This is a genomic window from Lacrimispora sp., assembly GCF_036758025.1.
Classification (GTDB): domain Bacteria; phylum Bacillota; class Clostridia; order Lachnospirales; family Lachnospiraceae; genus Lacrimispora.
In genome coordinates, this window is record NZ_DAIOXM010000013.1 from 57674 (window position 1) to 73079 (window position 15406).

The window sequence follows — 15406 nt, forward strand, 5'->3', positions numbered from 1 at the left end:
TTGCTGCGTATTTCCGCCAATATTTCACATTTACTTATGCCTGCCTGTAGCCGGACAAGAAGTCTCCCAGCTTGTCACATGCCGCTTTAAGCTGATTCAGCTCCGGCAGATAGACGATTCGGAAGTGATCCGGCCTTTCCCAGTGAAAACCGCCTCCGTGAGTCAGAAGGATCTGCTTCTCCCTTAAAAAATCCAGAACAAACTTTTCATCATCGTAAATGCCGAATTTTTTGATATCAATTTTCGGGAATACGTAAAAGGCTGCTTTTGGCCTGACACAAGTGATTCCGGGAATATCATTTAATGCCCGGTGAATGTATTCCCTCTGCTCATAGACCCTGCCTCCCGGAACCAGCAGCTTTTTCGTCTCCTCTTCCATATCCAGGGCCGGTCCGATCACTGACTGGGCCGGAACATTGGAGCAAAGCCGCATGGAGGATAAAAGATTGATACCCTCCACATAGCCCTTTGCAAAGGACTTATCTCCGCAAAGGCTCATCCAGCCGCAGCGGTAGCCTGCGATCAAATGGGATTTTGACAGGCCGTTAAAGGTGACTGTCAAAAGGTCGGGAGCCAGGGAGGCGATGGATACGTGTTCCTCTTCGTCTAATACCAGTCTGTCATAGATTTCATCGGCAAAGATAATCAGTCCGTTTTGACGGGCAAGCTCCACAATTTCCTCCAGGATTTCCCTTGGATACAGGGAGCCGGTGGGATTGTTGGGATTGATGATGACAATTCCCTTTGTCCTGTCTGAAATCTTCTTTTTTATGTCCTGTACATCAGGATACCACTCTGCATTTTCATCGCATACATAATGGACGGCGGCACCCCCTGCCAGAGTCACAGATGCAGTCCACAAGGGATAATCCGGTGAGGGAACTAAAATTTCGTCTCCGGAATTTAAAAGTCCCTGCATGGATAAGGTGATCAGCTCGCTGACTCCGTTTCCTGTGTATACATCATCTTCCGTAACACCTTCAATTCCCTTTTTCCTGCTGTACTTAACAATGGCCTGCCTTGCGGATAAGAGGCCCTTTGAATCGGAATATCCTTCTGTGGATGATAAGTTTTCATTCATCCGGTCAAGAAGCTCCTGAGGCGCCTGAAAACCGAAGGGGGCGGGATTTCCGATGTTTAATTTTAATATATCCATGCCCTGGCTGATCATGCGGTTGGCCTCATCCATGACCGGCCCTCTGATGTCGTAGCAAACGTGATCCAATTTACTTGATTTTTCAAAATTCCTCATAATTATGTACCTCTTTCCTAAAGTAATAAAATAAGTGAAAATTAAAAAAAGCCCTAAACGTCGAAACGTTTAGGGCGAATATACAATCCGTGTTACCACCTAAATTCAGAGAAATTCTCTGCACTCTCTACGGTACTGACATACCGAGTCCCTGTAACGTGGGAAATACGTTGAAGCCTACTAAAAAGCCGGGCGGTCATCCGCCTGCCATTGTTCGGTCCAAAGCTCCGAGACTGCTTCCACATACTGAAATAAAGATTCGCACCATCCATCTTCTCTCTGAAATTCTTTGTATATGTACTATTCCTCTTCTTCGCCTTTTCACTATTTTGTGTAATGATAGCATAGGTGTCTTTTATTGTCAATCAAAAGTTCCGGAGCCTGGCCGGAAAAATTCACTGGCTGCTTACAGGCTCTCCACTCCAGTATCTCTCATGATTTTAACAAAAATATCCGCAATCCTTGGATCAAACTGTGTTCCCGCATTGCTTTCAATTTCCTGGATTGCCTCCTCCTTTTCCATGGCCTTCCGGTATACCCGGTCATTGATCATGGCGTCAAAGGAATCGGCCACTGCCAGAATGCGGCAGGAAAGAGGAATTTCCTCTCCCTTTAACCCTCTGGGATAGCCTTTTCCATCCCAGCGTTCGTGGTGGGAAAGTATCAGGTCCGATATAGCATTCAGTTCCGGAATAGACCGGGCAATCCGGCTGCCGATTTTCGGGTGCTCCTTCATCTCATCCCATTCCCCAGGGGTAAGGGCCCCTGGCTTTTGCAGGATATTCACATGAATGCCAACCTTTCCGATGTCATGCAGCAGGGCCAGCAGGGCTATTTCATCCAGTTCCCTGGAAGAAAGGCCCAGCCTTTGTCCCATGGCATGACAGTATTCTCCGAGACGCTTGGAATGTTCTTCCGTTTCACAGCTTTTCTCATAAAGGATGGCGAGCAATGTGTCAATGGTTGCGCTGCGGCAGCTTTTGCTGTCCTGCGGCAGTTCTTTTTCTTTCATGAGCTGGCTGTCCTTCCCCTTGAAATCCGATTCTCTATGTATCGCTTGCAATTTATCTATTATATCAATATCATATATAACTGATTCAATCGTATAAACAATTTAATTATATATAGTTGAACAGGATGTGTCAACACAAATAATAGGTTAAACAGGACATAAGTTTCCATTATGTGCGGTAAAATAGGGTAAGGTGGTGAGTGTATGATAAATGAACGTTTTGTGGCAAGGCTATCGCAGTTAAGAATGGAAAAGGGTGTTTCAGCCAGAGATATGAGCTTATCCCTGGGGCAAAGTGCAGGTTATATCAACAATATCGAAAACAAAAACAACTTGCCTTCCATGGCTGCTTTTTTTGATATTTGTGAATATCTGAGCATTTCACCCAAGGATTTTTTTGACTTTGACTCGCCAAATCCGGAGCAGCTTAACGATATCATCCAGGATTTGCAATGTCTCAGTAAGGAAAAGGTATCCCATATATCGGCAATTATCAAAGATATGAAATAAGGGCAGAAAAAAAGGATATCTGAAAAGTCATTTTTCGGCTTTTCAGATATCCTTAGTTTTTTAGTTATAAATATGTGTTCATTGCCCCCTGGTTTTAGCCGGACTTTCCGGTACCAGCCGCCAGCGGACAGATGAGGGCAATGCCGGTAATTAAAATACCTGATATGAGAAACCAGTAATTCACACCGATCCGGTCTGCAAAGAATCCGGAAAGAATCAATCCTATGGGCATAGCCAGAGACATGATGCTTCCTGTCAGGGAAAACACCCGCCCCAAATACTCAGGCTTGATCTGTTCCTGAAAAAGTGCCGTCTGAACACCGCTGTAAAACGGAACCGAAAGCCCCATGACCACACAGCATACCGCAAATGCGGCAAATCCATTTGGAGGAAGCAGGCCTGAAACCGTTAAACTGGCTCCCATCATAAAAATAGAGGCCGTTATCAGCAAAGTCCGTCTTTTGAATTTTCCAAACAGGCCCAACAGCAGGCCTCCAACCAGCATACCCGAAGCATAGGCGATTTCCGTAACAGAAACATGCACAGGCGTTCCGCCGAAATATTCCATGCTGATCAGAGGATAAAGGGCGTTAATGGGCATGTAGACAAACATGTATAATGTGCCTATAATTAGCAGTGCAAACAATTCTTTATTTTTCCTCAGAACAATAAATCCCTCTTTCATCTCCTCCAGAAAATTCTGGCCCTGGCTCTTCTCCACCGCCTCAGGCTTTGGAATCCGTACAAAAGCCACTGTAATACACGCAATGACTGCGCCCGCCACATCAAGAGCTATAATCGCATTTAAATCCCAGACTGAATATAAAAATGCAGCCGCAGCCGGGCTTAAAATATAGCTTACGGACTGGACGGACTGGCTGTAGCCCGCACATTTGGTCAGCTCTTCCTTTGGCACCAGCAAAGGGGTTACTGCACTTAAGGCCGGGGAATGAAACGCTGTTCCCACACTCCGGACAAACAGTGCCGTCATAACCAGCCAAACCGGTAGTTTCATATACAATCCAATGACAGCCAGCATCCCTCCTGCTGCTGCGATCATCAAGTCAGCGCCAATCATGATCTTCTTTCGGTCATACCGGTCCACCAATACACCTATGGCAGGTCCCAGAACCGCATAAGGCAGAAATCCTGCAAAAGAAGCGATAGACAGCACCATGGCTGAGCCCGTTTCTTCGGTGAGATAAAAAATCACCGCCATTTGCAGGATGGCACTGGTCACCAGAGAAACCGCCTGTCCTGCCCATATCGTAAAAAAATCCAGTTTCCATTTTGAAGTTTCGTTTATCATATTTTTCTCTCCTTGCACTTTTTACCGTTGTTTTTTCTGGTTTTTGGCAATAAAAAATGCAGGCTAAAATCCGCAATTAGACTTCTGCCAGCATATCAACGTTAAAAAGACCCGGGTCAAAAACGCGCCGTTTCAAAAACGGCACACTTCTCCTGCATCCATGTCTTAATCCGTAAAATAAGTATAACAAAAAAGCCCACTGCTGTGGAAAGTATCACTGCTTTTTTATTGCCGGCTTATCTTAAACGAATATAACACATAAACTTGGATGCCCTCCTCTCATTTATTGAAATTATTTTAGCATGAACCAGGTATTGTTGTCAAATTTAAATATTTCCAAGGCCTTTTATATCCTTAAGCAGCCTTTCAAAAGACTCCTCAAACCTCTCATCATCTTCTGCCGTCCGCTTGGCCGGCCCTTTTACATGATGCTTTTTACTTGAATTTCTGGCTTTTCTTGCCATGTGGCGTTCCATCAGCATTCCGTCAATATTTTCATTTGTATACCATTTTCCCGATTGATGGATGCAGTAAGCTCCTTTTCCAAGCGCCATGGCAGCTACGCCGTAATCCTGGGTAATCACCAAATCACCCTTTTTGCAAAGGCTGATCAGCGCAAAATCCACCGCATCTGCTCCGGCGCCAATGATCTTTATCTCACTGTAATCAGATGTGAGAACGTGATTTGTATCGCAAAGCAGGACTGCCGGTATATGATGTTTTTTTGCAATCTTCTCTGCTATTTTTACTACGGGACATGCATCTGCATCAATATATATTTTCATAAATCTCCTTCTTATACCTAAAAACAGTATTATTTTGCTCTGTTCCATCTTAATGATTATATATATAATATCACGTTTGCTATTGGTTTTCTATTGTTACTTTTTCATAGATTAGTGAAAACCCAACTATTTCTTCTTGTAATTTGTCAGACAAAGAGTTATAATGAAAACAGCAAAATAATAAACGGAGGTGTTTTTTATGACAGACAAAGATCAAAAAATTACAAAACAACCGGAAGAAAAGCAACCTACAGTTATAAATCCTGTCGTAGACATTAACGATTCAGCTTGTTCTCCGGAGTTTTCTGATAGCTGCAAAACCATGGATGAGGATGAATAATCCATCGGCATGACCGATCTGATTCCATACATAAACAAACAGTTAAATTTTATAAAAATAAGGCTTTGCCTGAGTAAAATAAAGGGATGCTGTCCAGACAGCACCCCTTTTTTTCTGTATAAATACTCCTGCATTTTAGGCCAACAGGCTCTTTACATATTCTCCAATGGCTTCATCCTTACAGTTAGGGAAGAACAGCTCTGCAAATTTCACGCCGCCAACGGCTCCCTTAACCAGTTCCTGGTCAAGACCCTTTAAGCATGTCAGAATATCCTTTAAGTTATTCTCTCTCACTGTATCCAGGATTCTCTTATTTCTCTGTTCCGGTACTGCCCTTTCCCTGGGATAGCCCTGTCCGCTGGCTTCTGAGAATAACTTTTCAAATGTATATTCCAGATTCAGCTCTGCACCCCATCCAAAGCCCTTTGCAAACGGCATGGAAATGGCATTTCCGTCATTGATCTGAGCAAACATATATCCATCGCTGGGATCAACCACAAGGCCGCAGATCACGCCGGGAAAGCTGTTTAATGCCAGCATGGCTCCTGCTCCGGTTCCGCATCCTGTTACCACATAATCAGCCGCACCGGAATTCAAAAGAATTGCTGCCAGAATTCCGTTCTGTACATAAGTCAGAGCGTTTTCATCCTCCGGGGAGTACATTCCATAGTTATCCACCGCATAGCCTTTTGTGTCTGCAACCTTCTTTAAGCTGTTATAAATCATTTGGTTTTTCGCCGCCTGGCTGTTTTCATTTATCAATGCGATTCTCATGCTTACCCATCTCCTTTTATCTGATTATATTTGTCTTTGGTTCATCACTTATGTATGACCCTGCTGCACCTTGAAGTATATTGGAAAAAACACGCCCTGTCAATGGTGTCGATGGTTTTACTCAGCAACCCATTGTTGTATTTTCCAAAATATGGTATAATACTGAATCAGGTCCTTTTTATATGGGCCAATGTAAAACAGAAGGAAGGAACTACAGTATGAAAAAGATTCTAAGATTGCTGGCTGTTACATCACTTCTGTCCATATCCATGGCATCGGCCGCCTTTGCAGGAACCTGGAAGCAAAACGACCATGGCTGGTGGTGGCAGGAAAAAGACAAAACCTATCCCTCATCCACCTGGGAATGGATTGACTCCGATGGAGACGGAATAGCGGAATGCTACTATTTTGATGAAAACGGTTATCTTCTCACCGGAACCACCACTCCCGACGGCTATACGGTAAACGAATCCGGCGCATGGGTTGAGCAGGGCCTGGTCCGCCAGAGAGCCACTAACCCCTTTACTGCTCAGGCTGTCAACCAAAAAGGCAAAACGCTTTATGAGGAAGCCGGCCAGAAGACATCGGAGCTTCCGGGTCTGGATATGAACACGGATCTTTGGATGACCTTTTCCTACGAAGGACTGGAGCTTTCTGCCTCCGAACATACACATCTAAAATACCATGATTTAAATACTCCAAACATGGAATTTCTTCTGGTGACCACTTCCAGCATGTTCGGCCTGGACATGACGGAAACCTCATTCTACACCGGAGGCTGTTACTATTCGGATGATTACGGAAAATATAAAATGTACATCGGACCTCAGGATATGATGGAATATCTCCCATTCAAAGAGTCGTTAGGAGAATTTGGAGTATTTCTTGACAACCTTCAGGTTGCTGAGGACGAGGCGGGAAATAAAATCATTTTATACTCTGCCGAAACAAAGAATTTAGACAGAGAACTGAACAATCTTTACGGCGATGAAATGCCCCCTCTTTCTGAATTTCAATTCAGTCAGATCAACGGCAGGATCACCATCAACTCCGAAGGCTATATTTCCAATGAAACCCTCTCTCTTTCCATGTCCATGACCGAAGAGGGAGAGACCATGGGCGTATCCATGAACATTAACCAGAACTACAACAATCCGGGACAAACCATATCCATTGAGTTTCCTTCTACAGAAGGGTACGAAGGAGTTGTATATTAATCAAAAAGGGAAACTCACAAAACGAGTTTCCCTTTTTAATTCCTTCGAATTTCATTTCTGTATTGTTTCACTGTCATGGATTCATGTTTTTTAAATACCTTGCTGAAATAACTGCTCTCATTATATCCAAGCTTAAACGCCACCTCAGCAATGCTGTCATCTGTAAAATAGAAATATCCTTTTGCCAGATGCATTTTTTTCATATGGATGTATTCCATCACGCTCAATTGGAACTGTTCCCGGATAATGCGGCTTAAGTAACCCTGGCTTATGGCGCAGTTCTCAATAATACCGTTCAAGGTAATATCTTCTTTGATATGCTTCTCTATGTAAATAAATATATTTTCCAACAGAGGGTAACGGCTGATGCTGTTCTGCCGGAATAAATAATCCACCACCCGAAACAGCCATAATTCTGAAATCTTGCGTTCTGAAATCAGGGCCTCATTGATGGGAAATTCCTGCATAACACTTTGTTTGCTATCGTAAATATTCCTCATATCCAGAAGATTCTGGCCTATGTAATTAAATATTTTGATCAGACGGGCCGAGTCATTCCCTGTCATATCATAGACCTCATCTATAATATACGGTAGTCTGCTGTAAAACAGATTAAAGTTACGGTTTCTCACAAATTCTGCCAGTTCATATAATTGGTTCTGAACAGAATCTTCATGTTCTGTTTTATAGTTATCAAGAATTTTTTTAATTAATTTGGCAGAGACAGGTTTTTCCAAAACATCTTTTACCGTACCTTTGGTCATTCCCTTTATCAGAACATTGGACGCTGGACCGGTAAACAGATAGATGACGGTTTCCGGACTGGATTGGTTAATCAGCCAGCTGGCCTCAATCCCGTTTATGCCTGTCATCTGCATGTCCATGAATATAAGATGAACGGTGCTTTTCTTACAGGCTTTAACTGCAGCTTCTCCAGTTCCGACCATGTATGCCACTTGAAACTTCTCTTCCCTGGATATCATAATGTTAAATGCTTTCCGCATAAGGACATCATCTGTAGCAATTAAAACTCTGTACATACATCTTCTTCCCTTTCTTCAAAGTGCTCTGGCCAGCGTATGATACATTTACGTCCTTTCCCCCGGGAATCTTCTACGATGATATCATATCCGTCTCCGAATAATTGCTTCATCTTTTCCTGGGCATAATCCGTTCCAAGCTTTATAAACGGACCTTCATGATAATCTTTCAAAGCCTCAAATTTTATATCCAGCTCATTCTGAGTCAATCCGGGGCCTGTATCATAAATCTCCAGCATGACATGATTATTTTTTATACAGCCGGTTATGGTAATCTTTCCGCCTTCATTCTTCAGCATAATCCCATTATAAAATGCATTCTGTACAAATGGTAAAAGAATGTGAGCCGGTATTCTCTGCATCTGCATCTCCCTAGGCACCTGAACGGAGTATTCCATCCGCTCACCTAGTTTCTGCTTTTTGATTGCCAAGTAACGTTCTGCTTGTTCAAGTTCTCCCGACAGATAGGTAAAGCTGGCTTGCTCCTCATAGCTATACCGTACATAATCGGCTAAAGTATTCAAAAGTTCATTGGTCTGGGGAGCATCCTCAATAATAGACAGGTTAAGCAGGGAGCCAATGGCATCCAGCAGATAATATGGATTGGATTGCATTTTCAGTTCCTGCAGCTGCTTGTTTTTCTGTTTCAAATTCTTCAGATATTTTTGGTTTGTATTCTGCACTTTCTTGATTTTCTTTTTCAGAACGTCAGCCTGCATATACTGGCTTACTTCATTTTCACCTAACTGATTGATAACAAGAAAAACAAGATTGGCTATGTCCAAAAATTTCTCGTAAGAATACACTGGAATCTCTTCCATCAGCCTGTTGTATTCTTCCGATTTCTCAGATTGGTTGAAATGCATGACAGATGCAAGTCTGCTGATAGAATCCGGAGCATCGTTGCAGCGAATCTGACCGCCGATAAATCCGCCCAGATAGTGTCCTCTTACCACAATTGGGATAGCAACCTCCAGCAAACCGCAGGGGCAGAAATATACATTGGTTTTCTGGGTTACGGCTGCCTGGATGGAGCCGAATGCATCAGAAGATTTGCAGCGTTCCAAGGCTTGGGGGAACGTTCTTATCTGTTGGCAAAAGCGGGAAAAGTATGTCGCCTCTGTAATAGGTTCCCCGCGAAAGTCCACTGTAATAAAGGCAAGTCCGGTAGCTTTGGATAAGCTCTTTTGTATATTTTCTAATCTTTCCTTACCGAAAAGGTGGATGATATCCAATTGAGTAAAGTTCTCATCGTTTTCGTGAATATAATTATCCATTTCTGAATAAAACAATGACTCTGTACCAAGAACTAAATGATCGAATCTATCCATCTGAGCTCCTCCTTTGGCTTTCATAATTATATTACTATCTTTCCCCTTGGTTTTCAATTCCATTTTTATAAAGAATCTATATAGAAAATAAAATCAGACTGCATTCATGAAATTGGAATCCAGTCTAATCTTATTATTTAATTATAAAGGCTAGTAAATACTTTCTAAGATCTCTTTGATTGCCCCTGTTCCAATCTCTCTGGGAGTGGTTTTCAGGCAGTTATCCATCAAAGCATTATCCACCATATTTTGAATCTGTCTGTCATAGTCTTCTTTTTTAATACCCAGACTTCTTATGCTCCCAGGCATATCCATACTTCTCATCAGAGTGGAGATTAATTGTTTCAGGACATTTACAGCAAGTTTTGGTGATTCGTCCATACTGACCAACATTACCTTATATGCCAGAGCAGCATATTTTTTCCTGATATCGGAATTTTTGCAGTTATAGTCAATTACCTTATTAAGCAGTATTGCATTGGCCAATCCATGGGGAATATGAAATGTTCCGCCTAATTGGTGAGCGATGCTGTGGTTTACTCCCAGACCTGCTGTGTTAAATGCCATACCGGCCAGAGTTGATGCCTCATGCATGAAAGTTCTGGATTCTAAATTCCTGCCATCGCAATAGCAAGGTAACAAAGCTTTTATCAGCAGCTCCACCGCCTTTTCCGACAATGCATCCGAAAAGACATTTGCTCCCTTTGCCACATAAGCTTCCAAAGCATGAGTCAATACGTCCATGCCTGTGTTGGCCGTCACGGCTGGAGGAACTGTCAGGGTTAGTTTCGGGTCCAAAAGTGCAACATCTGCCAAAATGCCATCAGATGAAATCAAGTGCTTGCTTTTGTTCTCCGGATCTGTAATCACCGCTACAGACGTAACTTCTGAGCCCGTTCCGCTTGTGGTCGGGATGGTGATAAACTTTGGCTTTTCAATAAGATTCCTTGCCTCTGCAAAGTAAATGATTCCTTTTGCTGTATCTATAGCAGAACCGCCGCCAAAGCCTATGATTATATCAGGTTTTACCCTGTATACCACACCCACACCCTCTCCTACCACCTGAATGGTCGGATCAGGTATGGCCTGGTCAAAAATTTCCATGATATTGCTGGAATCCAGAGCATCAACAATATAATTGACGCTTCCGTTTTCCATCATAAACTTGTCACAGACAAGCAGTATTTTCTTTCTTCGTATTTTTCTTAAATACTCCATGGCATACTGTCCGCTGCACACTTTTGTTTTGATATATACATTTGACATCTTTATGTCCCCTTACCTTTGGCAGAAGTTTTTTCAGCGGATGCTGAATGCATCACTAAGTAAACACCTGCGTTTGCGGCAAAATGATCTGGCAGAAGTGAGTCCCTCTCCGGTGGGCCCTGCAATGGTGAACGAAGTATGGCCCTCGCCCCCGGCTCCCATTCCTGCATATGACGGTGCATTTTTTACAAATATTGTGGTTTCTAAAAGCTTTGCCATCTTGCTCAGCTTCTCCACATTTTTAGAATGCATGACAGCGGTATGGCGGTTCCCCTGCTCTGCCTCATAGGCGTATTCAATGGCGGTATCCACATCTGCGGCTCTTACAATCGGCAGGATAGGCATCATCAACTCTTCCCGAACCAATAAATGTTCCTTAGGAACCTCCATAATAATCACTTTTATATTATGATCTGCGTTAATTCCCATCTGCTCTAAAATATACTTTGCACTTTTTCCTACAAATGATGTCTTGGGCCCACCTTTATCGGTTGTGACTAACTCAACCAGTTTTTTTACCATTTCCATATCTGTGATCTCAAACCCGCCGTTTAACTTCATATTGTGAATCAGATAATCGCAGATAGAATCTACGGCAAAAACTTCTTTTTCGGCAATGCAGGGAACATTGTTATCAAAACTGCATCCATCTATGATATCCTTTGCCGCCTTTTCAATATCCGCTGTCTCATCCACTACCACAGGAGGATTTCCGGCCCCCGCTCCAATGGCTTTTTTTCCGGAGGAAAGGACAAGACTGACAATAGCCGGGCCGCCTGTAGCAACCAAAAGACGGATCTTGGGATTACCAATCATCTTATTTGTATTTTCGATAGACGGTTCCTCCACCATGGTGATTAAGTTGGCCGGTGCTCCTGCTTCGGCCAATGCCTTATTGAGCATTTTTACAAGCATTTGGGAAACCTTCTTCGCCCTTGGGTGAGGGCTGAATACAACAGTATTTCCGCCGGCAATCATGGAAATCGAATTGTTAATAATCGTTTCCGTAGGATTGGTGGTTGGGGTAATTGCGCCGATGACACCAAAGGGACAATATTCGGTAATGGTGATACCGCCATCCCCAGTCAATGCATCAGTAATCAAATCTTCTGTTCCAGGGGTCTTCTCTGCAGCCAAAGTGTTCTTTCGCAGCTTGTGTTCATAATTACCAATTCCCGTTTCCTCCACTGCTAATCTGGAAAGCAGTTCTAAATTTTCCCGCTTCAGTGCGGTTTTTCGGATCACATCCACATATTCCTGACGCTTTGAAATTTTTTCAAGCAGTAACTTTTTCTGTGCCGCCTCGGAAGCATCTATGGCTTCGTCCATGGTTGCGAATACGCCGTAACGTTCTATTTCAGGCTCATGAAACAGCCCCGGCTGTTCTGTCTGAATTTCCTTTAAAGCCTGAGATACCAACTGCTCAATTACTCTCATATCTATTTCCAAATTATCACACCTTCTTTTCTATATTGTTTTTGCATTCCAGGCAATCCCCAAAGGTGTAACCAGGAGCGAATCATTTGTCTTAACCGTAGTGATTCCCAACACCTTTTCGAAGGTGTTCTCAAATTCCGTAAAGCAACAAGCACCGCCTACAACATAAACCTGATCCACCCCATAACCTGTCAGGAACCTTTTAACAATAGAAGCCATCTTTTCTACCACAGGCTTCACAATAGGAAAGACTGAATCCTCTTTTGACAAGTCCTTCTTCAAAGCCTCGGCCTGCTCAATGGAAATGCCATAGTAACCTGCTAATACCAGGGTCATATGGATTCCCCCTGTTGGTTCGTCAGCCGTAAAAATGACTTTTCCATCTTTTAAGATACTGATGCCAGTGGTTCCGCCCCCTACATCCACTACAGCGCCATCCTGAATTCCCAGTATGTTTGCCGCCGCTGTAGGCTCATCAATGATGCTGGTCACATCGAAACCTGCCCCCTCTACCACATTGGCAATACATCTCACATTCCCCTCCAGGATACCTGGGGGAATGGCAGCGGCAGCGGTGGTCAGCTCCATGCCTATGAGTTCTTCAACCTGTGCCTTTAATCTTCTGACCGTCTGAATGGCGCCAACAAAATCCACTACAATCCCATCCTTTACTGCTTTAGACTCTGCAGTGGCTCCTGCAACAGGCTGATTAGACTCATCAGTCACAGCCAGTACGATATTGGCTGTTCCCAAATCGACTCCGGCTTTCAGGGAGCCGGAAAAGGGATTGGATTTGCCTTTCTGTATTAACTCTGCAAATTCAGATAATACCTCATTGGTTATCAGCATATTTACTCCTCTTTTCCTCCCTGTTTATTTCTTTCTGATCATTACATAATCATTGTTATTCAGTGCACATGCATTGGCTTCATCCAAATCTACATGCATCTCCAGATGATAGTCCTCGGATACTCTGATGAGCACATCACCGAATACACCGTGACGCTCCCCAAAGGTTTCCACCTCTACCAGGTCTTTGTCTTTTATGCCCAGTGCAGCAGCCTGTTCCGGCCGCATATGTATGTGGCGCAGTGCAATAATGGCTCCCTGATGGAGAGATACCGTTCCGTTCGGGCCAATCATTTCAAGCCCCGGCGTTCCTTCCAGATCACCGGATTCCCGGATGGCCGGCCGGACTCCAAGACGGAAACTATCCGTCTTGGAAATCTCAATCTGACTCTGTTTTCTGACCGGCCCTAATATTCTGACTCCCTCAAATTCCCCCTTAGGTCCCCGTACTGTCACCGTTTCATTGCAGGCGTACTGCCCTGGCTGTTTTAAATCACTTTTCTTTGTAAGCTGGCAGCCCTTGCCAAACAGCGTCTCCAAGTCCTTCTGACTCACATGGACATGGCGGTTGGAAACTCCGACAGGTATTTTAAAAGTATTGTATTCATTGACTTTTTCCATTACCCTTTTGGCAACCAGCCTGATTAATGCATCATTTAACATTGTGTAAAACCCCTTTTCGGAATTTGAACATTCAGCAGATTGTCAGCCTATGACCACGGATTACAATGACTTTGGTAAAATTTTCTCCACATCTGTATGAGGCCTTGGAATTACATGCTGGGATACAACCTGACCTACATTGGAAGCTGCTGCCGCACCTGCATCTACAGAAGCCTTTATGGCTCCTACATCGCCCCGAACCATAACAGTTACCAGTCCTGAGCCGATTTTCTCGTATCCGATGAGAACGACATTAGCTGCCTTTGTCATGGCATCCGCTGCCTCAATTGCCCCTACCAAACCTTTTGTTTCAACCATTCCCAATGCTTCATTTTGCATAATTCTGTTCCTCCTGCTATCTTTTTTGTTTTTAATTTGCTAATTGCCTTAACATCCATGCCTTATCAGTTTCTTCCCAGCGAAATCCCTGGTCTGTTCTTCCGAAATGACCATAGGCTGCCGTCTTTAGAAACTGTGGCCTTCTCAAATCCAAATGTGCAATGATATCTGCTACAGAAAAAGAAAATACGTTGCCCACCAGACGCTCAATCTGACGGTCCGGAATCCTTCCTGTTCCAAAGGTATTGATGGTCACTGCTTCCGGTTCTGTCCCGCCGATCACATAGGCGAGAGAAACCTCACAGCGTCTGGCAAGCTCTGCACCAACAATATTTTTGGCTACATAACGGGCCATATATGCTGCGGAACGGTCTACCTTGGTGGAATCCTTTCCTGAGAATGCACCGCCTCCATGTTTTCCTACCGTTCCATATGTATCTACCATGATTTTCCGCCCCGTAAGGCCTGTGTCTCCTGCCGGTCCCCCGATAACAAAACGTCCCGTTGGATTTACATGGATTTTTGTCATGGGAGTGATCCAATTAGAATCAACCACCGGTTCAATCACTGCACAGCGGATAAACGCTTCCAATATCTGATGGGGAATATCTTCCCCATGCTGTGTGGAAACCACAATGCTGTGGATGGAAACAGGCTCTCCATCTTCATCATATTTCATAGTCACCTGAGTTTTTCCATCCGGGAACAGAAACCCATTTCCCTGTCTCTTTCTGACATCCGCCAGCTGTTTTGCCAGACGGTTTGCCAAGTCGCAGGGCAGAGGCATCAGGCTCTTTGTTTCATCCACGGCATAACCATACATGATCCCTTGGTCCCCCCCACCCAGGATCTCCTTTTTGCCATCCGATTTTTTCGTGACTCCCATAGAAATATCCGGAGACTGGTTATGAATATTGGTAAATATCATGCAGGTATCTGCATCAAATCCCTTGTTCTTTGTTGTATAGCCAATATTTCGGATGATTTCTCTGGCTTTGCTGACTACATCAATCTGAGCTTTGGAGGTAACCTCTCCCGCCAGCATCAGCGTATTGGCAGATACCATGGCTTCCACTGCCACCCGTGAGGTTTCATCCTGTTCCAGATAAGCATCCAGAATTCCATCTGAAATCTGATCACATATCTTATCAGGATGGCCCTCTGTCACGGATTCAGAAGTTACAAAATATGCTGTATTTTGTTCCTCTTTCATACCATATTCCTGCTTTCATTATTTTTGTCCATGCTCTTTGGACATAGTGGTATACCCGAAGGGTGCTTC

General features: G+C 43.7%; 16 protein-coding genes and 1 other annotated feature. Of the genes, 3 read left to right on the top strand and 13 right to left on the bottom strand.

From position 1 onward, the window contains the following. Nucleotides 1-34: 34 nt before the first annotated feature. Both V7M78_RS12380 and V7M78_RS12385 read right to left on the bottom strand, forming a co-directional pair. On the bottom strand, nt 35-1252 hold the full coding sequence (locus V7M78_RS12380) for an aminotransferase class I/II-fold pyridoxal phosphate-dependent enzyme (protein WP_333649944.1): 1218 nt from the start codon (nt 1250-1252) through the stop codon (nt 35-37). Nucleotides 1253-1319: 67 nt separating this feature from the next. Further along, nucleotides 1320-1575, bottom strand: a binding site (T-box leader). Between the two features lie 83 nt (nt 1576-1658). Then, nucleotides 1659-2264 carry an HD-GYP domain-containing protein gene (locus V7M78_RS12385; RefSeq protein ID WP_333649946.1) on the bottom strand — a complete coding sequence of 202 codons (606 nt, stop codon included), beginning with the start codon at nt 2262-2264 and terminating at the stop codon, nt 1659-1661. 204 nt (nt 2265-2468) lie between these two features. Between V7M78_RS12385 and V7M78_RS12390 the strand changes: the two genes are divergently transcribed. Beyond that, entirely contained in the window at nt 2469-2774 is a 306-nt protein-coding gene (locus tag V7M78_RS12390) for a helix-turn-helix domain-containing protein (protein WP_333649948.1), read from the top strand. Between the two features lie 94 nt (nt 2775-2868). Here V7M78_RS12390 and mef(A) read toward each other — a convergent pair whose 3' ends face one another. Beyond that, the gene (gene mef(A) / locus V7M78_RS12395; RefSeq protein WP_442914650.1) at nt 2869-4083 is read right to left on the bottom strand and encodes a macrolide efflux MFS transporter Mef(A); all 1215 of its coding nucleotides are present in this window, start codon (nt 4081-4083) and stop codon (nt 2869-2871) included. Between the two features lie 326 nt (nt 4084-4409). After that, nucleotides 4410-4868 (bottom strand): YaiI/YqxD family protein, encoded by a 459-nt coding sequence (locus V7M78_RS12400; RefSeq protein ID WP_333649950.1) that lies wholly within the window; start codon nt 4866-4868, stop codon nt 4410-4412. 199 nt (nt 4869-5067) lie between these two features. Here V7M78_RS12400 and V7M78_RS12405 point away from each other — a divergent pair, with 199 nt between their 5' ends. After that, on the top strand, nt 5068-5208 hold the full coding sequence (locus V7M78_RS12405) for a hypothetical protein (protein ID WP_333649952.1): 141 nt from the start codon (nt 5068-5070) through the stop codon (nt 5206-5208). Nucleotides 5209-5343: 135 nt separating this feature from the next. On the opposite strand, the gene V7M78_RS12410 is transcribed toward V7M78_RS12405, so the two are convergent. Beyond that, the gene (locus V7M78_RS12410; protein ID WP_333649954.1) at nt 5344-5982 is read right to left on the bottom strand and encodes an RpiB/LacA/LacB family sugar-phosphate isomerase; all 639 of its coding nucleotides are present in this window, start codon (nt 5980-5982) and stop codon (nt 5344-5346) included. Nucleotides 5983-6200: 218 nt separating this feature from the next. Between V7M78_RS12410 and V7M78_RS12415 the strand changes: the two genes are divergently transcribed. Beyond that, nucleotides 6201-7199 carry a hypothetical protein gene (locus tag V7M78_RS12415; RefSeq protein WP_333649956.1) on the top strand — a complete coding sequence of 333 codons (999 nt, stop codon included), beginning with the start codon at nt 6201-6203 and terminating at the stop codon, nt 7197-7199. A 35-nt stretch (nt 7200-7234) separates the two neighbouring features. Here the strand turns inward: V7M78_RS12415 and V7M78_RS12420 are convergent, their stop codons facing one another. The 8 genes from V7M78_RS12420 to metK all read right to left on the bottom strand — a co-directional run bounded on the left by V7M78_RS12420 (nt 7235) and on the right by metK (nt 15337). Beyond that, entirely contained in the window at nt 7235-8239 is a 1005-nt protein-coding gene (locus V7M78_RS12420; protein WP_333649959.1) for a DNA-binding response regulator, read from the bottom strand. After that, a complete protein-coding gene (locus V7M78_RS12425; RefSeq protein WP_333649961.1) occupies nt 8224-9570 on the bottom strand; it encodes a PocR ligand-binding domain-containing protein in 1347 nt (448 codons plus the stop codon). Before V7M78_RS12425 ends, V7M78_RS12420 begins: the two co-directional genes overlap by 16 nt. A gap of 150 nt (nt 9571-9720) precedes the next feature. After that, the gene (locus tag V7M78_RS12430; protein WP_333649963.1) at nt 9721-10836 is read right to left on the bottom strand and encodes a 1-propanol dehydrogenase PduQ; all 1116 of its coding nucleotides are present in this window, start codon (nt 10834-10836) and stop codon (nt 9721-9723) included. Nucleotides 10837-10869: 33 nt separating this feature from the next. Beyond that, a complete protein-coding gene (locus V7M78_RS12435) occupies nt 10870-12273 on the bottom strand; it encodes an aldehyde dehydrogenase family protein (protein WP_442914651.1) in 1404 nt (467 codons plus the stop codon). A gap of 30 nt (nt 12274-12303) precedes the next feature. Continuing rightward, a complete protein-coding gene (gene eutJ / locus V7M78_RS12440; protein ID WP_333649967.1) occupies nt 12304-13122 on the bottom strand; it encodes an ethanolamine utilization protein EutJ in 819 nt (272 codons plus the stop codon). A 24-nt stretch (nt 13123-13146) separates the two neighbouring features. After that, on the bottom strand, nt 13147-13785 hold the full coding sequence (locus V7M78_RS12445) for a phosphate propanoyltransferase (protein ID WP_333649969.1): 639 nt from the start codon (nt 13783-13785) through the stop codon (nt 13147-13149). Between the two features lie 60 nt (nt 13786-13845). After that, nucleotides 13846-14124, bottom strand: a complete 279-nt coding sequence (gene pduA / locus V7M78_RS12450; RefSeq protein WP_333649971.1) for a propanediol utilization microcompartment protein PduA — start codon at nt 14122-14124, stop codon at nt 13846-13848. A gap of 31 nt (nt 14125-14155) precedes the next feature. Further along, nucleotides 14156-15337 carry a methionine adenosyltransferase gene (gene metK / locus V7M78_RS12455; RefSeq protein ID WP_333649973.1) on the bottom strand — a complete coding sequence of 394 codons (1182 nt, stop codon included), beginning with the start codon at nt 15335-15337 and terminating at the stop codon, nt 14156-14158. Nucleotides 15338-15406: the final 69 nt, after the last annotated feature.